Below are 21,198 nucleotides of genomic sequence, written 5' to 3' on the forward strand. Positions count from 1 at the left end.
GTATTTTATGTCGCCATCTACGCCTGCTGATCAAGCAAAAAAGTTAATTAAAGTGCCAGAAATGCGCCGTATTAAGCACATCCATTTTATTGGGATTGGTGGTGCGGGTATGTGTGGTATTGCTGAAGTGCTCAAGAACCAAGGCTACAAAGTCTCAGGTTCAGATATCAAAGCATCAAAAACCACGGCTCAGCTTGAAGAAAACGGCATCAAAGTCTATATCGGGCATACGGCTGAAAATATTCAAGGGGCAAACGTGATTGTGGTGTCGACTGCAATTGATGCAGAAAACCCAGAAATTAAAGCGGCTATTGAAACGCGTACACCTGTGGTGCGCCGTGCAGAAATGCTGGGTGAGCTGATGCGCTACCGTCATGGGATTGCTGTTGCGGGAACACATGGTAAAACGACGACCACTAGCCTAGTCACGTGCATGTTGGCAGAAGAAAATCTCGATCCAACTTATGTGATTGGTGGTTTGCTGAACCGCACCGGTGTGAATGCTGCGCTGGGCGCGAGTCGTTTTATCGTGGCAGAGGCAGATGAATCAGATGCGTCATTCTTGCATTTGCAGCCAATGGCTACCATCGTGACCAATATCGATGCCGACCACATGGACACCTATGGTGGTAGTTTCGATGTCCTAAAAGATACCTTTGTACAGTTCTTACAAAAACTACCGTTTTATGGCTTGGCTGTGGTGTGTGGCGATGATGCCAACATTCGTGAAATCATGCCGCGTATTGGTCGTCCATTGATCACGTATGGTTTTAACGAAGACAATGACATTCGTGCAGTGGATATTGAACAAGAAGGCATGCAGTCGCACTTTACCGTATTACGTAAAGATCGTGAGCCTTTGCGTTTAACCATCAATTTGCCGGGTTTGCATAATATTCTAAATGCACTTGCAGCGATCGGTATTGCAACCGATGAAGGGGTATCTGATGCTGCGATTGCACGTGCTTTGGAAAGTTTCAGCGGTGTAGGTCGTCGTTTCCAAGTACAGGGCGAATTTGACATCGACGGCGGCAACGTGAAATTGGTGGATGACTATGGTCACCATCCTAAAGAAGTCGAAGCGACCATTAAAGCGGCACGTGCAAGCCATCCAGACCGCCGTTTAGTGATGATGTTCCAGCCACACCGTTTTAGCCGTACCCGTGACTGTTTCGATGACTTTGTGGATGTATTGTCACATGTCGATCAGTTGTTGCTGCTCGAAGTCTATCCTGCGGGTGAAAAACCGATTGTGGGGGCAGACAGCCGATCATTGGCGCGTAGTATTCGTTTACGTGGTGATGTAGAGCCGATTTTGATCGATCCAGTCGAAGGTAATTTGCAGCATGCGTTGAAAAAAGTGTTACAAGCGGATGACTTGTTATTGACGCAAGGCGCAGGTAATGTGGGGGCTATCTCGGTTGAGCTTGCAAGCAATCATTTATATTTAAAATAATCACGTTTTGTGATTACTCAATGAATAAAACAGTCATAAAGTTTAAGGATATCAACGTGTCAAATGCTTCAAAATTCGGCAAAGTAGCGGTGTTGCTTGGTGGTAAGTCTGCTGAGCGTGAGGTTTCTCTAGATAGTGGTGCAGCTGTACTTGAAGCATTGGTTCGTTCGGGTGTAAATGCAGAAGCTTTTGACCCGCAAGAGCGTAGTGTGACGGAATTGGTCGGTTATGACCGTGCGTTTATTGTGCTGCATGGTCGCGGTGGGGAAGACGGTCAAATCCAAGGGGTCTTAGAGTGGCTCAACATCCCCTATACCGGAACAGGCGTACAGGGTTCTGCTATTGGCATGGATAAAGTTAAAACCAAGCAAGTTTGGCAGGGTTCAGACTTACCGACAGCACCCTATCGCATCATTAGCCAAGAGTCAGATTTGGCTGAAGTAGTGGCGAATTTGGGTCTTCCACTGATTATCAAGCCGGTACATGAAGGTTCAAGTGTCGGCATGAGTAAAGTCGAAAAAGCAGAAGATTTGGCAGCGGCAATTGCCAAAGCGACCCAACACGATGCTGTGGTGATGGCTGAAAAATGGATTACCGGACGTGAATTCACGATTTCATTTTTAAGTGGTCAACCACTACCTGTGATTCGTCTACAACCGCCTGCGGATGTGGCTTTTTATGATTACGAAGCGAAATATCAGCGTAATGATGTGGAATACGGAATTCCGTGTGGCTTAAGCGCTGAAGAAGAGCAAAAGTTGCAAGCGCTTTGCCTCCGTGCATTCCAAGCGGTAGGTGCAAGTGGTTGGGGCCGTATTGATGCGATGCAAGATGAGCAAGGCAATTTCTGGTTATTAGAAGTGAACACAGTCCCAGGGATGACCAGTCACTCTTTGGTGCCGAAAGCAGCAAATGCAGTGGGTTATAGTTTTGATGCGCTTTGTGTCCAAATTTTAGAGCAAACACTGACAGGTGCGGCTCACTAAATGGCGCAATTACCCGCTTCTATGCGCCGTAAACGCGCAGCGATTACTTCGATACACGATAAACCACCGACGCGTAAGGAAAAGCTTGCCAACTTCGGTGGTTGGGTGATGTTGGTCGTTGCCGTGGCGGTGCTGTTGGTTGGTATTTATGGCTTATATCAAGTCATGACAGATGCACGTGTGGCCGAACTTGATGTAGTAGGTGTACGTTCTGAGGCGGAAAAGAATCAGCTGATGGGACATGTTTCACCAGCCATTACCCATAATTATTTCACCTCCGATTTAGAAGAAATTCGTGATCGAACTTTAGAGCTGGCTTGGGTCGATCGTGTGGTGGTTTCGCGCGCATGGCCGAATGCGATTCGCGTTCGCGTTATGCCACGGCATGCAATTGCACGTTGGGGGACAGGGCGTCTCTTAAGTGACAGCGGTGATGTATTTAGTGAAGTGACACCGAAAAATAATCAGAATTTACCTTTATTACACGGCCCAATCAGTCAATCTAAAATGATGATGCGCCGTTATAATGAAATTAATCAATTATTCCAGCCAGTCAACCTTCGTTTAAAAGAACTATATTTAACGGAGCGTATGACTTGGTTTATGCAGTTCGATTCAGGTTTACGTGTTATCGTAGATCAGGATCAAACCATGAGTAAGCTGCAACGTTTGAGTTATTTGGCTCAAAGTGATTTGAAGCCAGTTTGGGCCAAAGTATCTGCCATTGATTTGCGTTATCGGAATGGCTTGGCCATCCAATGGAAGAATGCTGCCGCACCAAAGATAGCAAATGGTCATTTTGTTGTAACGATTGATGACACAAGCATTGCAGGCGGAGCAGCAGCAAAGCCATAATACTTGGCTTTAAAACAGAGGCATAAAGCCATAAATTAAACAAACATGTGATGGTAGTAGTAAATAATGAATGAAGCGGTTCCCTCAGTTGTTGCGATTGACATTGGGACGCACAAAGTTTCAGTTTTGATTGGTAAGGTACATGCGCCAGACAATATCCAAGTGATAGGAATGGCAACTGCTCGTAACCGAGGCATGAATAAAGGAAAAATTGTAAGTCTTGATAAAGTCATTACAGCGATAAAAAATGCCGTGCAAGAAGCAGAAGATATGGCTGAATGCCGTGTCCATTCCGCGTGGGTGTCGATCCCAAGTGCCGAGTTAAAAAGCTTTTATGCATCTGGACGAACGCCAGTTGAAAATACTGACCATACAATTACAACAAGTGAAGTGGTTCGTGCATTAGAGTTGGCCAAAGCCAGCCACATGACCTCGGATCATTATTTGGTCAGTGCTGTTCCACTGGGCTTTGAGCTGGATGACTCCACTGAGTGGGTACAAAACCCAATACGGATGTCTGCACACAGCATGATTGGTCATTATCAGTTGATGATGTTACCGATTAGTACCATGCAAAACCTTGATCGAGCATTAAAAGGCGCGAACATCGGGGTAGAAAAACTGGTGGTGTCTTGTCTGGCAACGGCAGAAGCGAGCCTACTCAAAGATGAAAAAGAGTATGGCGTTTGTTTAGTCGATATTGGTGCAGGTACCACCAACATTGCGGTGTATTTAGATGGTCGTTTGGCGTTGACACATACGTTGCAGCGTGGTGGCGAACATGTCACCCGTGATATTGCTGCTGTGTTACAAACCACCACTGAAGAAGCTGAGCGAATTAAATTACTCTATGGGTGTGTCGACATTAAGTCGGTTAAACCGGATCATATGATTCAGATCCAAGGGATTGATGGTCCGCAAACGATTAGTCGTATTGAGCTGACTGAAATCGTGATTGCGCGTTATGAAGAAATCTTAGGCCAAGTTCGCCAAGAACTAGAGCGTAATGGTGCGATTCATGGTTTGTATCACGGTGTGGTGTTAACTGGTGATGCCAGTCAAATCGAAGGGATGGTGACGTTGACTCGTCGTATGTTGGGTGTGTCTGCGCATTTGGGTAATCCACCTGTGCAAGTGACAGCAGATGAGCAAAATATTGCCGCACTGCGTCGCTCTCAGTATGCCACTGCCGCAGGTTTGTTGATGTTTAGTCAGAGCGAAACACAAGAAACCATAGTGGAACCAGAAGATACAGAAAAACTGTCTCTGATTAAACGCGTTGGACGTGCTTGGTCTGGACTCAATGAAAAGCTGAAATCTGTTTTTTAAGTTGAATTTTTTTGGAATATTGTTAAGAAGTTGTACAACGCATCGCTTAAACTTGACAAGCTATGGCTTGCACAGCATGCTTAAAAGCAATTTTGTTTATTAAGATCAAGGCAGTATACGGGCTTAAGTGACTGCCAATAACGAATTAGGAAATCTATAGGTCATGGCCTCATTTGAATTTTTAGAAGATGATCAAACCGATAGCAACGGTCAAGCCCGTTTCACTGTGTTTGGTGTTGGTGGTGCAGGTGGTAATGCCGTACAACACATGCTTGAGTCAGATATTCAAGGTGTAAAATTTGTATGTGCCAATACGGACAAGCAAGCGCTAGACCGTATGAATGCACAATTCAAAATCCAGCTGGGTGAGCAAAGTACTCGTGGCTTGGGTGCGGGCGCCAATCCAAATGTCGGTCAAGCCGCGGCTGAAGAAAGTCGTGACTTGATTCGTCAACACCTTGAAGGCACTGACATGGTGTTTGTCACTGCCGGTATGGGCGGTGGTACAGGTACAGGTGCTGCGCCAGTGGTTGCTGAAATTGCCAAAGAAATGGGTATTTTAACCGTAGGCGTGGTAACGACACCGTTTAACTTTGAAGGTAAACGTCGTCTTCAGTCTGCGGAGCAAGGCATTGAAGCATTAGAAGCGCATGTAGATTCTTTAATCATCATTCCAAACCAACGTTTGTTAAAAGTTTTCCGTGACATCTCAATGAAAGATGCCTACAAAAAAGCCGATGATGTCTTATTAAATGCGGTCCGTAGTATCTTTGATTTGGTGGTACGTCCAGGTCATATTAACCTTGACTTTGCTGACTTGAAAACTGCGATGAGCACACGTGGTTATGCCATGATGGGTGCAGGTTTAGGTCGTGGTGAAAACCGTGCACGCCAAGCGGCTGAGCAAGCGATCCGTAGTCCATTGCTGGATAACGTCACTATTATGAATGCCAAAGGGATTCTGATTAATGTGACGGGTGGTGATGACGTCACGTTTGGCGAAATCGAAGAAATTACCGACGTTGTGAACCAAATTGTCGATCTAGACGAAGGCCAAGTCTTCTATGGCACCGTATTTGATCCAGATGCGCGTGATGAAATCAGTGTCACTGTGATTGCAACAGGTCTAACTCGAAATTCAGCAGATTCTGCCGAGCCAGTGAAGCGTCCAAATGCACATGTGCAGGTAGCACAACATGGGCATGCAACGCAAGCGGTTGTTGAAGATGATGATGTGCCTGCAATCCAGCGTCAGAACCAAGACGTGGCTGCTGCAGCGAGTTCTGCATCGACAGTGAGTGCTGCACGTCCAACACCTATGAGTATTCAAGATTACTTGAAAAATCAACAACGTAAGTAGTATTTGTCTATGTGGTTAAATCACATATGGTGAAGAAAAGGTAGTCTCTGACTACCTTTTTGTTTTTTATCAATGGCTAAATATGCTAACGTATAGCGGTTTAGTGGTGAGATGATATGAAACATGTTGAAACAAAGAACTCTACAACGTGTCGTTAAAGCAAGCGGCATTGGTTTGCATAGTGGTCAAAAAGTCTTAATTAACTTTGTGCCACATCATGCGGACGGAGGAATTGTGTTTCGTCGTATCGATCTCAATCCACCAGTCGACATTCGTGCAAATGCGATGTTGATCCAAGAAGCCTTCATGTGTTCAAACCTAGTTCAAGAAGATGCCAAAGTGGGTACCATTGAACATGTTATGAGTGCAATTGCAGGTCTAGGTATTGATAACCTGATCATTGAAGTGTCTGCCTCTGAAGTGCCGATTATGGATGGCAGTGCAGGTCCGTTTATTTACTTGCTCATGCAAGGTGGCCTCAAAGAATTGGATGCCCCTAAAAAATTTATAAAAATACTCAAACCTGTTGAAGCGCTTATCGAAGACAAACGCGCTATTTTCCGCCCACATGAGGGTTTTCAACTCAACTTTACCATTGACTTCGATCATCCCGCTTTTAAGAAAGAATATCAGTCTGCCACTATCGATTTTTCAACCGAAACCTTTGTTTATGAAGTCAGCGAAGCTCGTACTTTTGGTTTTATGAAAGATTTGGACTATCTCAAAGCCAATAATCTCGCTTTGGGAGCAAGTTTAGACAATGCCATTGGCGTTGATGAAACTGGCGTGGTGAATGAAGAAGGTTTACGCTTCTCAGATGAATTTGTTCGTCACAAAATATTAGATGCGGTGGGGGATCTTTACTTGCTCGGCCACCAAATTATTGCCAAATTTGATGGATATAAGTCTGGGCATGCTTTGAATAATCAATTATTGCGCAATGTCCAAAGTGATCCAAGCAGCTATGAAATTGTAACATTTGATGACGAAGATCAGTGTCCAATTCCTTATGTGAGTGTGACTTAAGTCATTGTCTTTATTGTGTGATGTTATATTGTAACAACAATAAGTGTGATGAATGTATCATTTTAAAAACGCAATTCTGAAGCGGGTCGAGACGAGGTTACTTTTTTTTGCTTGCCAAACGGCGCATTGCTTGGCTAAGCTTAGGGTCGCTCACAAAGTCAGCAGCACCTCGAATTAAGTCTTGAGTTTCTGTGCTTAGCGATCTTGAAATAGATTGTATCTTTGCGGGTGTTTGAGAGGGGATTCTCAAACGAACTTGGAGTTTTTGTAGGTCTTTAAACTCATCAAGTTCCGACAGTTGTGCAATATATTGTTTTTGAAGGTAACCAAGTTGACTAATCATCGCTTGATTTTCGCCGGTAATCGTCAAAATACCATATTGATAACAAACAACCTGCCACTGCTCTGGTTGCGGTAGGATAGGTTGAATCAGTTTTGTAAGTTTCTGCCATGCAGTCACTTGCTTTGAGAGAAACGTTAAGTTTCCTGTTTTTATGTGTTTTCTGGTTTGTTGAAAGAGATTCACTGGTTCGGACATACATATTTCCTTCATGTTAATGTCTTAATCTTATGCGCTTCTTTCGGTAGATATCAAGGACGAGATCACGCAAGAAACATTCGTAAGAACAGTTTTAAGAGGTTTTTTATGCATATGCGACGTATTTTGTTGGCTTTTTCTTTTGCGGCATCGGCTGCTTCAGTAGCCTTCGCTGATTTGGTAGAACTCAATACAAATAATGCATCTTCGGATCGAATTGAGCAATTGACACGCACTTTATCGGAAGGTGCTTATACCGAATCTAATGATATTGATATCCCTGCCGAAACGAAAATGTCCGTGAAATTACGTGAGAAAACGGTTGAACTCAACAACGCTTCACTGGCGAAAAAATACGGTTCGGAATCCTCTGCAAAAAGTTTTTCAAATAATCCATATTCGTGGTTAGTGACACACCCACTTCCAAGCGCACGTGTGAGCTCAAGTTACGGCGGCCGCACAATGAATGGTCGTGCTGAGCGCCACTCAGGTCTAGATCTTGCTGCGCCAAGCGGTACACCGATTTATGCGACAGGTCCAGGGATTGTGACCAAGTCTGGTTGGGGTACGGGTTATGGTCAATATGTTGAAATTAACCATGGCAATGGTTACATCACGCGCTATGCCCATGCATCACGTTTAATCGCTCGTGTTGGCGACCGTGTAGATGCGGGTGAACATATTGCCAATGTCGGTTGTACAGGTCGTTGTACAGGCCCACATTTACATTATGAAGTAGTTAAAGATGGTCAACGCAAAAACCCATCGACTTATCTAGCAATGTTGCCTTAAATCCGATTTGATCGATGATCCGAACTTACCGTTGGTCTGATGCTTGAAAAAGGAATACAGCTCTGACGAAATCTAAGTTAGCATCAAAAAGTAGCATTAAATGTATAAAAAACCGCCTAAATTGGCGGTTTTTTGTTATCTTGGGTAACGAATGGTCAATGACTATTTAGTTGCTAAATAGTATGGCTCAGCCATATTCAGCTGTAGCGATACTCTTATAGGACGAAAGTATGATACATATTAGCGTATAAGATTAGGATATCGAAATAGGTGAATTATGGCGTTTTATGGTGATACTGACGCGCAAGAAACGCAAGAGTGGCAAGATGCGTTTGACTCCGTTTTACAACACATGGGGACTGAGCGTGCAGCTTTTCTACTGGAAAAACTGTATCAACAAGCAATCGCTAAACATGTCCCTATTCAGCGATTAAATACGCCTTATTTAAATACAATTTCAGTGGCTGAAGAACCTGCAATGCCAGGCGATCAAGACATGGAGCGTCGTATCCGTGCGTTGATTCGTTGGAATGCGCTAGCGATGGTACTCCGTGCCAATAAAACGGGTGATGACTTAGGTGGTCACTTGGCAAGTTTCGCATCTTCAGCAACTTTATATGATGTCGGTTTTAACCACTTTTTCCGTGCCAATAACGACAACTTTGGCGGGGACATGATTTATTATCAAGGTCACTGTGCGCCAGGTATTTATGCGCGTTCATTCCTTGAAGGTCGTTTGACTGAAGAGCATCTAAACAATTTCCGTCGCGAAGTGGACGGTGTTGGCTTACCTTCTTATCCGCATCCATACTTAATGCCTGATTATTGGCAGTTCCCAACGGTATCGATGGGTCTTGGCCCAATCATGTCGATTTACCAAGCGCATATTCAAAAATATTTGATGAACCGTGGTTTGATTAAAGAAGAAAATCGCAAAGTTTGGGCATACCTTGGCGATGGCGAGATGGATGAGCCAGAAAGCACAGGTGCAATTTCACTTGCGGGTCGTGAAAAATTAGACAATCTCATTTGGGTTGTAAACTGTAACTTACAGCGTCTAGATGGCCCAGTACGTGGTAACGGTAAAATTATTCAAGAATTAGAATCTTTATTCCGTGGTGCGGGCTGGCGTGTCATTAAAGTGGTTTGGGGCCGTCATTGGGACCCACTACTTGCAAAAGACAAAACTGGTGCTTTAAAGTCGGTTATGGAAGAAACACTGGATGGCGAATACCAACGCTTACAAGTGAAGGGCGGTGCATATGCACGCGAAAAATTCTTTGGTAAATACCCAGAAGCGGCTGAGTTGATTAAAGACTTAAGCGATGAAGATATTGATAACCTGAACCGTGGTGGTCATGATCCGTACAAAGTTTTTGCAGCCTATGCAGAAGCATGTACAGCCAAAGGTCAACCAACTGTAATCTTAGCGAAAACTGTTAAAGGTTATGGCTTGTCTGATGAAATTGAAGCAGTAAACAAAACGCATCAAATCAAAAAGATGCAAATCGAATCTTTAAAATATGTACGTGATCGCTTCAATTTGCCATTTAACGATGAGCAATTAGAAGAAGTGCCTTTCTATCGTCCAAGCGAAAACTCGCCTGAATTGAAATATATGAAGGCACGTCGTGAAGCACTAGGTGGTTACTTACCTGCACGTCGTAAAGAAAGTGAACAGTTGGCTATTCCAGAACTTTCTGTCTTTGATGCAGTATTAAAAGGCTCACAAGGCAAAGAACAATCAACCACCATGGTAATGGTTCGTTTAATCGCTGCATTGTTAAAAGAAAAAGCAATTAAAGACCGTGTTGTTCCTATTGTTCCAGATGAAGCACGTACTTTTGGTCTAGAAGGTATGTTCCGTCAGTTAGGTATTTATGCAGCCAATGGTCAGCATTACACGCCTGAAGACCAAGAACAGTTGATGCATTACCGTGAAGCAAAAGATGGTCATATGCTTCAAGAAGGCATTAACGAAGCAGGTGCAATGAGCGCTTGGGCAGCATTGGCAACCAGTTATTCAACCAATAACTTACCAATGATTCCAATGTACATGTACTACTCTATGTTTGGTTTCCAACGTATTGGCGACATTGCATGGGCTGCAGGTGATGCACAAGCACAAGGTTTCTTGTTGGGTGCAACAGCAGGCCGTACCACGCTCAATGGCGAAGGCTTACAACACCAAGATGGTCACTCACATATTCTTGCGAACACGATTCCGAACTGTGTGTCTTATGACCCATGCTTTGGTTATGAATTAGCAGTTATTGTGCATGATGGTTTACAACGCATGTATGTGAACCAAGAGCGTATTTTCTATTACTTAACGGTAATGAACGAAAACTACGAGCATCCTGAAATGCCACAAGGTGCTGAAGAAGGCATTAAACGTGGTATGTACTTACTTCAAAAAGATGAAAAAGCCACTGTTCAGTTAATGGGCTCAGGTGTAATTCTTCGTGAAGTGATTAAAGCAGCACAAATCTTACGTGATGAATACCAAATCCATTCAAATGTATTTAGCGTAACAAGTTTCAATGAACTTGCACGTGATGGTATGGCATGTGAAGAATATAACCGCTTGCATCCAATGAGCGAGAATGTGAAAGAGGCTTGGGTGACTGAGCAACTGCGCGGTACAGAAGGTATCGTGGTTTCTGCAACAGATCATATGCGTGCTTATAGCGAACAAATTCGTGCATATCTTCCAGACAACCGTCCATTCGTAGCATTGGGTACAGATGGTTATGGTCGTTCAGATTCACGCGCTAAATTACGTAGCTACTTTGGTGTAGATGCAGCGCACATTGTTGTTGCCACACTGAAGAAATTGGCTGATGAAGGTGAAGTGGATGCACGCTTAGTGAAAGATGCCATCTCTACATTTGAATTAGATACGGACCGTCCAGTAGCTTGGGCTCCTCAAGCAACGCCATCTGTACACGCTGTAGCTGACTACAAAGAGGAGAAATAAGTATGCAAATTACAACTCCTGATATTGGTGTAGATAAGGCGACCGTCGCTGAAATTTTAGTAAAAGTCGGCGATCGCATTAGTGTAGATGACAGCATTATTTTACTGGAATCCGACAAAGCCTCTGTTGAAGTGCCTAGCACTTCAGCAGGTGTGGTGAAGAGTATTTTGGTGAACTTAGGTGACTTGGTTGCCGAAGGTGCAGCGCTGATTGAGCTGGAAGCCGAGGGACAAACTGAAGCGCCAGCAAAAGCACAGGCTGACGTTGTACAAGCTGAAGAAAAGACTGCACCCGCTGCTGTTGCTGAAACGGTTGCACCCGCTGCGACTACAGCATCACAAGTGATTGATGTGCAAGTGCCAGATATTGGTGTGGAAAAAGCAACTGTTGGTGAAATTTTGGTGTCGGTTGGCGATCAAATTGACGTCGATCAAAGCATTCTTGTGGTTGAGTCAGACAAAGCGACGGTTGAAGTCCCTAGTACGATTTCAGGCACAGTGGAATCGATTAGCATTCAAGTTGGTGACAGTGTTAAAGAAGGTGTGGTGATTCTGACTGTAAAAACAGCAGCGTCAGTTGCACCAGTGACTGCGGAACCTGCGCAAGTTACAGCACTTCAAGCCACTAAAGCTCAGCCTGCTGAAGCGGCGCCACAAGTTGCTGCTGCGCCTGCAGGTGCGGTTGAAATTGCAGTGCCTGACTTGGGTGTGGACAAAGCGGCTGTTGCTGAAATCTTGGTGTCAGTAGGTGATACGGTTGAAAAAGACCAAAGTATCATCGTGGTTGAGTCGGACAAAGCAACGGTTGAAGTGCCTAGTACAACAGCGGGTGTGATTAAAGCCATTCATGTTGCATTGGGACAAAATGTATCGGAAGGTGTGGCTTTGGTGACCATTGAAGCTGAAGGTCAAGCCCCTGCACCAGTGGCTCAAGCTGTTGCTCAGACATCAGCGAAACCTACAGCGGCTCAAGTTGCAACTGCGCCAGTGCTGACATCTACTGTACAGGCTGCACCAGCAACTCAAGGTGCAGATAAGCTGACCAAAGAGCAGAATGCAGCCAATGCTAAAGTCTACGCGGGTCCTGCAGTACGTAAACTGGCGCGTGAATTGGGCGTGGTGCTGGCAGAAGTCAAAGCTTCTGGGCCGCATGCACGTTTAATGAAAGATGACATTTTTGCTTATGTGAAAGGTCGTTTAACAGCACCGCAAACTGCACCTGCTGCGACGGTTATTGCTGCTGCGGGCTTACCGAAACTGCCTGACTTTAGTGCGTTTGGTGGTGTAGAAGAGAAAGTGCTGACACGTCTGCAACAAGTCTCTATTCCGCAGTTGTCCTTAAACAACTATATCCCGCAAGTGACTCAGTTTGATTTAGCGGATATTACTGAACTTGAAGCTTGGCGTAATGATCTTAAAGGTAATTTTAAGAAAGATGGCATTAGCTTGACCATTATGGCTTTCATTATTAAAGCTGTTGCGCATTTGCTGAAAGAAGAGCGTGATTTTGCCGGTCACTTGGCTGATGATGGCAAGTCTGTACTCTTGCGGAACGAAATCCATATGGGCATTGCTGTAGCAACACCAGATGGTTTAACCGTTCCTGTACTCCGTAATCCAGACCAGAAATCGATTAAAGACATTGCTGTGGAGCTTGGTGTGTTGGGTCAGAAAGCACGTGATAAGAAGCTTTCGCCGAAAGATCTACAAGGTGCAAACTTCACGATTTCAAGCTTAGGTGCAATTGGTGGTACGGCATTTACACCATTGGTGAACTGGCCACAAGTCGCAATTTTGGGGATTTCTCCAGCGACGATGCAGCCGGTATGGAATGGTCAAGGTTTTGATCCGAAACTGATGTTGCCGTTGTCACTGTCTTATGATCACCGTGTGATCAATGGGGCGGATGCAGCGCGCTTTACCAATAAGCTGACCAAGTTGTTGAAAGACATCCGTACTTTGCTGATCTGATGATCTAGCTTTTAGCCCAGCTATTCTCTCTTCTCAAAAGAGAAAAATAGCAGCTAGAAGCACTGAAAAATACCTCAATAAAGACCCTGCTTTGGCAGGGTCTTTTGTATTTATAGATTGCCAAAAAACGTATTTTCGCCTAACATGGTGTTACTTCATTGGGGAGTAGCCGCTGTTCCTAAGAACAGGTGATGATCAACATATTTGCTCTAAAACGAGCATGGTCATCATAGCAAAGAACCAAATGAGCTTCTAAAGAGCTTTCTTTTGTTGGCAAGACCTTTGATTTACCACTCTGCAGATTTTTGGCTAGCAGGAGCGGTGAGTCATTGGTATTTGTTATGCTAGCCAGAGAAAGACATCATGTATGAATTCCTCCTCTCCACAGCCATCGTGGCTTTAGCTGAAATGGGCGATAAGACCCAACTGCTTGCATTGTTACTTGCTGCTCGTTTTCGTAAACCTGTCCCAATTCTATTGGCTATTTTGCTGGCGACCATTATTAACCATGGCGTCTCTGCTGTTTTAGGTCAATGGATCACCACAGTTTTAAGCCCTGATGCGCTGATCTGGATTCTCTCTATTGGTTTCATTGCTATGGCGGGTTGGATGTTGATCCCTGATCAGTTGGATGATGAGTCAGGCAGCATTAAGAAATGGCAGAAACTTGGGGTATTTGGCGCAACGTTTGTGTTGTTCTTCTTGGCCGAAATTGGAGATAAAACCCAAATTGCTACCGTGGCTTTAGCGGCACGTTTTGACAGTATAGTTTGGGTGATGTTGGGTACGACTTTAGGGATGATGTTGGCCAATGCGCCAGCGGTCTTTATTGGCGATAAGTTGGCGACCAAGTTGCCAATTGCCTTAATTCATAAAATTGGTGCGGCCATTTTCTTGGTCATTGGTGTTGCAACACTTGTACAGCATTATTTCTTCTAATTTACCGTAAAAAATAAGAATCCCGACTTAAAAAATCGGGATTTTTTATTGAAAAATGATCTTCAATTTATTGATATATCAAATGATATTGGTCGCAAATGCATTGTAAGTTTGTGTAAATCCATATATGTTGTAGGTATTAAAAAGTCTTTTAAGAAAAACAGCATTTTGAGGGGATGGGCATGGCATTTGACCGCACAACGTCACAGGTTTTATATGATGATGGCACACATAAGTGTATTAGCTTTACCAGCTTGGTCAAAGGCGAGGGTGTACAGGCAAATCAGTTTTTAATTATTGACCATGAGCGAGCTGCGGTCTTAGATCCAGGTGGTGATTTAACCTATGTGCCGCTGACCATGGAGTTGAATAAATATACCCGTTTGACCAATCTTGATTTTGTGATGGCCTCACACCAAGACCCCGATATTATTACCTCAATGCCGCGTTGGTTGGTTTATACCGAAGCGAAAGTGGTGGCATCTAAACTTTGGGCACGCTTTTTACCCCACTTGAACTCAGCTTTTATGAGTGAGCGGATGAAAGGTAACTGGCTGGATCGTTTAGTGGAGCTGCCTGACCACGGTCAGGTGATTACGTTGGGGCAGTCTTCGATTATTGCTGTGCCTGCGCATTTTCTGCATTCGGTGGGTAATTTTCAGTTTTATGACCCGATTGCCAAGATTCTATTTTCAGGTGATATGGGAGCATCGATGGTGGATGATGCCTCAAAACCTTTGGAAAACTTTGCTGCGCATATTCCTAAAATGAAAGGGTTTCATCAGCGCTATATGTGCAATAACAAAGTGATTCGTTTATGGGTCAATATGGTCCGCACCATGGATGTCGAAATGATTGTACCGCAGCATGGGACACCGTTTATTGGGCACGACCAGATTCATCAATTTTTAGACTGGATTGAGACTTTGGAGTGTGGTACCGACTTGATGGATGAGAGTGTTTTTACCTGTCCAACTTAAGTGAAAAAATAGTCGTAAATTTTGCTTGTTTGGCAACCACAATTTTTTTAATATTTTCTTCTAAAAAAAGTTTTTGAAAATGTGAATATAAAGGATGTTGTCTCAAGTTCCAACGGAAGATGCCTGTTTAAGCTGCGGGGCATGTTGTGCCTTTTTTAGAGTCTCATTTTACTGGGCTGAAGGTATCTCCATGCCTGAACATTACACAGAGCCAGTGACGGCTGTGTATTCATGTATGGTTGGAACCAATCAAGCTAGCCCACGCTGTATCGCACTGCAAGGCACCATTGGTGAGCACGTCAGTTGTGGGATGTATGAACAGCGTAGCTCTTCATGTAAAGAAGTTCAAATCGCGGATGATCAATGCAACAAAGCGCGACGTGCGCACAATATGATTCCATTTGTGCAATTGGAAGCGAGCATTCCAGTCAACGATGAAGGTTTTGATCAAGTGTGTTAATCGGTAAAAGCAGAGTCAAGGCTCTGCTTTTAGTTTTTGAAAGTAAATCAAATTCATCTTAAAACAAGAAATAAAAAATAAAGGTATCAAATAAAATATGGGTTTTATCACTTTATTTTCTAAGATAAAAAAATAAATTTTCAATTGAAATGAAATTTAAGTTCATATTTGTTTATAATAGCGCACGGAAATTACCAGTGAGACTGCCATGTTGACCATCGTTCAAGACGCGTTAACTTTTGATGATGTCCTATTACTCCCTGCCTATTCTACTGTTCTCCCAAAAGATGTCTCATTAAAGACACGATTCACGCGCGGCATTAATTTAAATATCCCCCTTGTTTCAGCAGCAATGGATACGGTGACTGAATCACGTATGGCGATTGCGATGGCGCAAAACGGTGGTATTGGTATTTTGCACAAGAACATGGATATTGCTGCACAAGCTGCAGAAGTCCGTCGTGTGAAAAAATTTGAAGCAGGAATGGTTAAAGATCCAATTACTGTGACACCTGAAACTACAGTGCGCGAATTGATCTCGATTACTCAAGCCAACAACATCAGCGGTGTACCTGTTGTGAAAGATGGCAAAGTGGTCGGTATTGTCACAGGTCGTGATACACGCTTTGAAACCAATCTTGAGCAACCTGTAAGCAACATCATGACTGGTCAAGACCGCCTTGTGACTGTTCGTGAAGGTGAGTCGAAAGAAAATATTCAAGCCTTGCTACAAAAGCATCGCATTGAAAAAGTTTTGGTTGTTGGTGAACACAACGAACTCAAAGGTTTAATTACAGTCACTGACTTCCGTAAAGCGGAAAGCTATCCAAGTAGCTGTAAGGATGACCTTGGTCGCTTACGCGTGGGTGCTGCAGTCGGCACAGGTGTAGAAACACCAAGCCGTGTAGAGGCTTTGGTTGAAGCGGGTGTTGATGCGATTGTCGTGGATACGGCGCATGGCCACTCTGCGGGTGTGATCGAGCGTGTACGTTGGGTGAAAGCGAATTACCCACAAGTCCAAGTGATTGGCGGTAACATTGCAACTGGTGATGCAGCATTGGCACTTCTCGATGCAGGCGCAGATGCGGTCAAAGTCGGTATCGGCCCAGGTTCAATTTGTACCACTCGTATTGTGGCGGGTATTGGTATGCCGCAAATTTCTGCGATTGATAGCGTTGCCAATGCACTAAAAGATCAAATTCCATTAATTGCAGATGGTGGTATTCGTTTCTCTGGCGATATGGCGAAAGCGATTGGCGCGGGTGCGAGTACGATTATGGTCGGTTCACTCCTTGCTGGGACTGAAGAAGCGCCAGGTGAAGTAGAATTCTTCCAAGGTCGTTACTATAAAGCGTATCGTGGTATGGGTTCATTGGGCGCGATGGCAGGAGCAACAGGTTCTGCGGATCGTTATTTCCAAGACTCTAAAGCAGGTGCTGAAAAACTTGTTCCTGAAGGGATTGAAGGTCGTGTGCCATACAAAGGGCCAATGGGCAACATTGTGCACCAAATGATGGGCGGCTTACGTTCTTCTATGGGTTATACGGGTTCATCTGTGATTGAAGATCTTCGTCAAAATGCGAAATTTGTGAAAATTACTTCGGCAGGTATGTCGGAGTCACATGTTCACGACGTGACGATTACCAAAGAAGCACCGAACTATCGCGTTGGCTAATTCAGCTATAGCAATTGTTCAAAGTAAAAGCCGTCATTTTTATGACGGCTTTTTCGTTTTGGTGTAAAGTGGTGGCATTAAAAAGTGATGATTTAGATCACCATTAAGAAGTGAGTAAAATATGAGTTATTTTGGTACCGATGGTATTCGTGGCAAGTTTGGTGTCCTCCCTATTACCCCTGAATTTGCACTTAAATTAGGCTTTGCCGCAGGGAAAGTTTTAAAACGTCACAGTAAAAAATCAAAACCTGTTGTAGTGATGGGCAAAGATCCGCGTTTATCGGGCTATATTTTAGAATCTGCACTACAGTCAGGTCTGAATGCTGCAGGTGTTTACGTGCATCTGTTGGGTCCTTTACCGACTCCTGCGATTGCCCATTTAACTCGTGCTTTACACGCAAGTTTAGGCATTGTGATTTCAGCATCACATAATCCTTATTTTGACAATGGAATCAAGTTTTTTTCCAGTGAAGGCAAGAAGCTTCCAGATGCGTTACAAGAAGAGATTAACCAAGAATTAGAAAAAGACCTCATCATTGATGATATTGCCAACTTGGGTAAAAGTGTCCGTGTGGATGATGCACAAGGTCGTTATATTGAATTCTGTAAATCTACATTTCCCTATCATTACGACTTGAATGATTTAACGATTGTGATGGATTGTGCCAATGGTGCCGCCTATAGCGTGGGGCCATCGGTGTTTCGTGAGCTCGGTGCTAAAGTTATTGCTATTCATAATGAACCCAACGGTTTAAACATTAACGAAGGTTGTGGTTCAACCCATCCTGAAAGTTTGCAACAAGCTGTGGTTGAAAATGGTGCAGATTTGGGCATTGCTTTTGATGGGGATGCAGACCGTGTCATGTTAGTCGATAAGGCTGGGAATTTGATTGACGGCGACCATATTCTATATATCTTGGCGACACAAAGTGCTAAAAAGCCTGCTGGAATAGTCGGTACCCTGATGTCAAACATGGCTTTAGAGCTGGCTTTGGAAAAAGCGGGTGTAGCGTTATTACGTGCCAAAGTGGGGGATCGTTATGTCCTACAAGGTCTAGAAGAAAAAGGCTGGGTCATTGGCGGTGAGCCATCAGGGCATATCTTAACCTTGGATAAAAGTACCACGGGTGACGCCATTATTGCGGCCCTACAAGTACTTACCGTGATGGTCGAACAGAAGAAAGCGCTGCATGAATTGGTTGCTGACTTTAAGCTTCTACCGAATGTGTTGGTGAATGTGCGTTTAGAGGCGATGTTTGACCCTTATGCGGTGCCTGCTTTGGCGGCTGAATTTGAGAAAGCAGAGCAACAACTCAAAGGTCGTGGTCGTTTGTTGATTCGTAAATCAGGCACTGAGCCTGTGATTCGTGTCATGGTGGAAGGGGATGATCTCGATGAAGTCAGCAGTTTAGCAAATGCATTGGCTGATGCTGTACGTGCGAATGCAGCTTAATCGGGAGTGAAAAATGAGTGATTTAATTAAAGATCTCAGCGAGCTTCGTTTAAGTTACCAAAAAGGCGAGCTGCGTGAAGATCGAGTAGAGGCCAATCCACATGCTCAGTTCTTGCTTTGGTTTAATCATGCTTTAGAAGCACAACTGCACGAACCCTATGCCATGTCATTGGCGACAGCGAGTGCGCAGGGTCGTCCGCATGTGCGAACGGTATTGCTACGCGGTGCAACTGAAGCAGGGTATGATTTTTATACCAATTATGACAGCCAAAAAGGCAATGATTTGGCAGAAAATCCATATGCAGAGTTACTGTTCTATTGGCAAGAGCAGGAACGTCAGATTCGCATTGGCGGTAAAGTGGTCAAAATTTCTGAAGCAGAATCGACCGACTACTATCATAAGCGTCCACGAGATAGCCAAATTGCGGCACATATCAGTACACCACAAAGTGGTGTGATTGAAAGCCGTGAAGTCTTGCAACAACGTTTTGAGCAATTGCAGAGCCAGGTTGAAGCTAAATCAGAGCTGAATAAGCCCCTCTTTTGGGGTGGCTACCGTCTTGAGCCGGACTACTATGAGTTTTGGCAAGGGCGTCCGAACCGTTTACATGACCGTTTAAGTTATGAAAAACAGCAAGATGTCTGGGTGTTGAAGCGTTTGATGCCATAAATGTCAGCCATTCAAATTAAGCAAAGACCCTTTATGACCCGTCCTGAATTATTTCAGGACGTTCCTGCGTTTATTGCAGAAATTTTAGCCCGCCGTGGGGTGGCGTCAACGCAGGAGTTGGAGTTAAAGCTCAAGCATTTACTGGCCCCTAGTCTGAAAGGCTTAAATGAAGCGATTCAGTTGATGGATGCTGCAATTGATCAGCAACACAAAATCGTCATTGTGGGTGATTATGATGCAGATGGTGCAACCAGCACCGCTTTAATGATCTTGGCTTTGCGAGAAATGGGGGCGCAGGTAGAGTATCTGGTTCCAGATCGCTTTAAATATGGTTATGGCTTAACGCCTGCGATTGCGGATTTAGCATTTACCACCTTTACACCTGATTTATTGATTACAGTGGATAATGGTATTTCCAGTCATGACGGCGTGAAACAAGCGCAAGATCATGGCATGCAGGTGATTATTACCGATCACCATTTGACCACTAAACCGACTCCCAGTGCCCAAGCGGTAGTGAATCCGAACCAGTTGGGGTGTGATTTTCCAAGTAAAGCCTTAGCTGGGGTCGGCGTGGCCTTTTATGTCTTGGCCAACTTATCGACCTATCGTAAAAAACTGCATAAGTCTTCGGCAGTTATGAGTCAGTATTTGGATTTGGTGGCCTTAGGCACCTATGCCGATGTTGCCAGTCTTGACTATAACAATCGCATCTTGGTCGATGTTGGCCTGAAGCGCATTCAACAACATTTATGTCGTCCTGGCATTAGCGCTTTACTGGAGATTGCAGGTCGAGAAGCTGCAAGTTTAAAAGCGCAAGATTTGGGGTTTGTACTGGGGCCACGTATTAATGCGGCAGGTCGTATGGAAACCATGGATATCGGTATTGAATGTCTATTAGCACAGGACTTTGCCTCTGCCTATCCATTGGCAGAACAACTGAATCAGTTGAATGTGGAACGTCGTCAGGTTGAAGCGACGATGAAACAAGAGGCCTTACTAGCCTTGGATCAAATTCAACTGGATGATACGGCTTTACCTGCGGCCTTACTGATGTTCGAGCCACATTGGCATCAGGGGGTGATAGGCATTGTTGCGGGGCGCTTAAAAGAACAGTTTCACCGTCCAAGTATTGTGTTTGCAGCAGATGAAGACGGGATACATATCAAAGGTTCAGCGCGCTCGATAGAAGGGATTCATATTCGAGATGCCATTGAGTGTGTTGCTGAGCAATATCCATATTTGGTCAGCCACTTTGGTGGTCATGCAGCAGCAGCAGGATTAACCATTCAAAAAAGCCATTTTGAAGAGTTTAAACAGGCTTTTGAAGCACTGATGGCAGCTCAGGATGAACGTTTATTTACGGCGACTTTATGGACCGATGGCGAGTTAGCTGCACAGAATATTCAGGTTGAAACGGTCGATCTGCTGCAGCAGATTAGTCCATGGGGGCAAAAGTTTCCAGCGCCTATTTTTGAAGGAAATTTTCAAATTTTAGATTTTCGCTGGCTGAAAGAAGTGCATTTAAAATTACGTGTTGCTTTAGACAATGGACAGGTGGTAGATGCGATTGCTTTTAATGCGGTGGACAAATACCAGTTCAATGAAATGAACCATCAAATTCGTTTGGTCTATGAGCTGGATAAAAATGAATTTCGTGGCAATGTCAGCGTACAACTTCGCATTTTGCATTTAGAGCAACACTAAAAAACCGCTCTATAGAGCGGTT

Annotated in this window: 17 protein-coding genes and 1 riboswitch; of the genes, 16 read left to right on the forward strand and 1 reads right to left on the reverse strand. The window is 44.2% G+C overall.

The features are described from left to right. Nucleotides 1-7 precede the first annotated feature (7 nt). The 6 genes from murC to lpxC all read left to right on the forward strand — a co-directional run bounded on the left by murC (nt 8) and on the right by lpxC (nt 7,012). On the forward strand, nt 8-1,456 hold the full coding sequence (gene murC / locus AC0KVP_RS00660; protein ID WP_005401502.1) for a UDP-N-acetylmuramate--L-alanine ligase: 1,449 nt from the start codon (nt 8-10) through the stop codon (nt 1,454-1,456). Between the two features lie 56 nt (nt 1,457-1,512). Next, the gene (locus tag AC0KVP_RS00665; RefSeq protein ID WP_004691729.1) at nt 1,513-2,442 is read left to right on the forward strand and encodes a D-alanine--D-alanine ligase; all 930 of its coding nucleotides are present in this window, start codon (nt 1,513-1,515) and stop codon (nt 2,440-2,442) included. Beyond that, nucleotides 2,443-3,297, forward strand: coding sequence for a cell division protein FtsQ/DivIB (locus AC0KVP_RS00670; RefSeq protein WP_234304347.1), 855 nt, complete (start codon nt 2,443-2,445; stop codon nt 3,295-3,297). Nucleotides 3,298-3,363: 66 nt separating this feature from the next. Next, nucleotides 3,364-4,626 (forward strand): cell division protein FtsA, encoded by a 1,263-nt coding sequence (gene ftsA / locus AC0KVP_RS00675; protein WP_004691727.1) that lies wholly within the window; start codon nt 3,364-3,366, stop codon nt 4,624-4,626. 163 nt (nt 4,627-4,789) lie between these two features. Next, on the forward strand, nt 4,790-5,986 hold the full coding sequence (ftsZ, locus tag AC0KVP_RS00680) for a cell division protein FtsZ (protein ID WP_004691726.1): 1,197 nt from the start codon (nt 4,790-4,792) through the stop codon (nt 5,984-5,986). A gap of 123 nt (nt 5,987-6,109) precedes the next feature. After that, nucleotides 6,110-7,012 carry a UDP-3-O-acyl-N-acetylglucosamine deacetylase gene (gene lpxC, locus AC0KVP_RS00685; RefSeq protein WP_473338245.1) on the forward strand — a complete coding sequence of 301 codons (903 nt, stop codon included), beginning with the start codon at nt 6,110-6,112 and terminating at the stop codon, nt 7,010-7,012. Between the two features lie 97 nt (nt 7,013-7,109). On the opposite strand, the gene AC0KVP_RS00690 is transcribed toward lpxC, so the two are convergent. Then, nucleotides 7,110-7,550 (reverse strand): hypothetical protein, encoded by a 441-nt coding sequence (locus tag AC0KVP_RS00690; RefSeq protein WP_058870506.1) that lies wholly within the window; start codon nt 7,548-7,550, stop codon nt 7,110-7,112. A 108-nt stretch (nt 7,551-7,658) separates the two neighbouring features. Here AC0KVP_RS00690 and AC0KVP_RS00695 point away from each other — a divergent pair, with 108 nt between their 5' ends. The 10 genes from AC0KVP_RS00695 to recJ all read left to right on the forward strand — a co-directional run bounded on the left by AC0KVP_RS00695 (nt 7,659) and on the right by recJ (nt 21,176). Then, nucleotides 7,659-8,342, forward strand: a complete 684-nt coding sequence (locus AC0KVP_RS00695; protein ID WP_125280667.1) for a M23 family metallopeptidase — start codon at nt 7,659-7,661, stop codon at nt 8,340-8,342. Nucleotides 8,343-8,619: 277 nt separating this feature from the next. After that, nucleotides 8,620-11,322 (forward strand): pyruvate dehydrogenase (acetyl-transferring), homodimeric type, encoded by a 2,703-nt coding sequence (gene aceE / locus AC0KVP_RS00700; protein WP_005401509.1) that lies wholly within the window; start codon nt 8,620-8,622, stop codon nt 11,320-11,322. Nucleotides 11,323-11,324: 2 nt separating this feature from the next. Next, nucleotides 11,325-13,292: a 2-oxo acid dehydrogenase subunit E2 gene (locus tag AC0KVP_RS00705; RefSeq protein ID WP_473338248.1), complete on the forward strand. Its 1,968-nt coding sequence runs from the start codon at nt 11,325-11,327 to the stop codon at nt 13,290-13,292. A 138-nt stretch (nt 13,293-13,430) separates the two neighbouring features. Further along, a riboswitch (yybP-ykoY riboswitch) is annotated at nt 13,431-13,580 on the forward strand. 75 nt (nt 13,581-13,655) lie between these two features. Continuing rightward, nucleotides 13,656-14,231, forward strand: a complete 576-nt coding sequence (locus AC0KVP_RS00710) for a TMEM165/GDT1 family protein (protein WP_004691720.1) — start codon at nt 13,656-13,658, stop codon at nt 14,229-14,231. A gap of 182 nt (nt 14,232-14,413) precedes the next feature. After that, complete coding sequence (locus AC0KVP_RS00715; RefSeq protein WP_419324244.1) at nt 14,414-15,211, forward strand: oxygen-binding di-iron domain-containing protein; 798 nt, start codon at nt 14,414-14,416, stop codon at nt 15,209-15,211. 94 nt (nt 15,212-15,305) lie between these two features. After that, nucleotides 15,306-15,671: a YkgJ family cysteine cluster protein gene (locus AC0KVP_RS00720; protein ID WP_004978263.1), complete on the forward strand. Its 366-nt coding sequence runs from the start codon at nt 15,306-15,308 to the stop codon at nt 15,669-15,671. Nucleotides 15,672-15,879: 208 nt separating this feature from the next. Beyond that, entirely contained in the window at nt 15,880-17,346 is a 1,467-nt protein-coding gene (gene guaB / locus AC0KVP_RS00725; RefSeq protein ID WP_004691717.1) for an IMP dehydrogenase, read from the forward strand. A gap of 121 nt (nt 17,347-17,467) precedes the next feature. After that, the gene (glmM, locus tag AC0KVP_RS00730) at nt 17,468-18,799 is read left to right on the forward strand and encodes a phosphoglucosamine mutase (RefSeq protein ID WP_473338251.1); all 1,332 of its coding nucleotides are present in this window, start codon (nt 17,468-17,470) and stop codon (nt 18,797-18,799) included. A 13-nt stretch (nt 18,800-18,812) separates the two neighbouring features. Beyond that, entirely contained in the window at nt 18,813-19,469 is a 657-nt protein-coding gene (pdxH, locus tag AC0KVP_RS00735; RefSeq protein ID WP_473338253.1) for a pyridoxamine 5'-phosphate oxidase, read from the forward strand. Next, the gene (recJ, locus tag AC0KVP_RS00740; protein WP_473338255.1) at nt 19,470-21,176 is read left to right on the forward strand and encodes a single-stranded-DNA-specific exonuclease RecJ; all 1,707 of its coding nucleotides are present in this window, start codon (nt 19,470-19,472) and stop codon (nt 21,174-21,176) included. Nucleotides 21,177-21,198: the final 22 nt, after the last annotated feature.

The organism is Acinetobacter sp. DL27, from assembly GCF_055810995.1.

Bases quoted from the DNA above. Each gene is read 5' to 3' on its own strand.
- lpxC (WP_473338245.1), top strand. From the start codon at position 6,110: ATGTTGAAACAAAGAACTCTACAACGTGTCGTTAAAGCAAGCGGCATT.
- recJ (WP_473338255.1), top strand. From the start codon at position 19,470: ATGTCAGCCATTCAAATTAAGCAAAGACCCTTTATGACCCGTCCTGAA.
- AC0KVP_RS00695 (WP_125280667.1), top strand. From the start codon at position 7,659: ATGCATATGCGACGTATTTTGTTGGCTTTTTCTTTTGCGGCATCGGCT.
- AC0KVP_RS00670 (WP_234304347.1), top strand. From the start codon at position 2,443: ATGGCGCAATTACCCGCTTCTATGCGCCGTAAACGCGCAGCGATTACT.
- AC0KVP_RS00690 (WP_058870506.1), bottom strand. From the start codon at position 7,550: ATGTCCGAACCAGTGAATCTCTTTCAACAAACCAGAAAACACATAAAA.
- ftsZ (WP_004691726.1), top strand. From the start codon at position 4,790: ATGGCCTCATTTGAATTTTTAGAAGATGATCAAACCGATAGCAACGGT.
- guaB (WP_004691717.1), top strand. From the start codon at position 15,880: ATGTTGACCATCGTTCAAGACGCGTTAACTTTTGATGATGTCCTATTA.
- glmM (WP_473338251.1), top strand. From the start codon at position 17,468: ATGAGTTATTTTGGTACCGATGGTATTCGTGGCAAGTTTGGTGTCCTC.
- murC (WP_005401502.1), top strand. From the start codon at position 8: ATGTCGCCATCTACGCCTGCTGATCAAGCAAAAAAGTTAATTAAAGTG.
- AC0KVP_RS00720 (WP_004978263.1), top strand. From the start codon at position 15,306: ATGTTGTCTCAAGTTCCAACGGAAGATGCCTGTTTAAGCTGCGGGGCA.
- pdxH (WP_473338253.1), top strand. From the start codon at position 18,813: ATGAGTGATTTAATTAAAGATCTCAGCGAGCTTCGTTTAAGTTACCAA.
- AC0KVP_RS00715 (WP_419324244.1), top strand. From the start codon at position 14,414: ATGGCATTTGACCGCACAACGTCACAGGTTTTATATGATGATGGCACA.
- AC0KVP_RS00705 (WP_473338248.1), top strand. From the start codon at position 11,325: ATGCAAATTACAACTCCTGATATTGGTGTAGATAAGGCGACCGTCGCT.
- AC0KVP_RS00710 (WP_004691720.1), top strand. From the start codon at position 13,656: ATGTATGAATTCCTCCTCTCCACAGCCATCGTGGCTTTAGCTGAAATG.
- ftsA (WP_004691727.1), top strand. From the start codon at position 3,364: ATGAATGAAGCGGTTCCCTCAGTTGTTGCGATTGACATTGGGACGCAC.
- aceE (WP_005401509.1), top strand. From the start codon at position 8,620: ATGGCGTTTTATGGTGATACTGACGCGCAAGAAACGCAAGAGTGGCAA.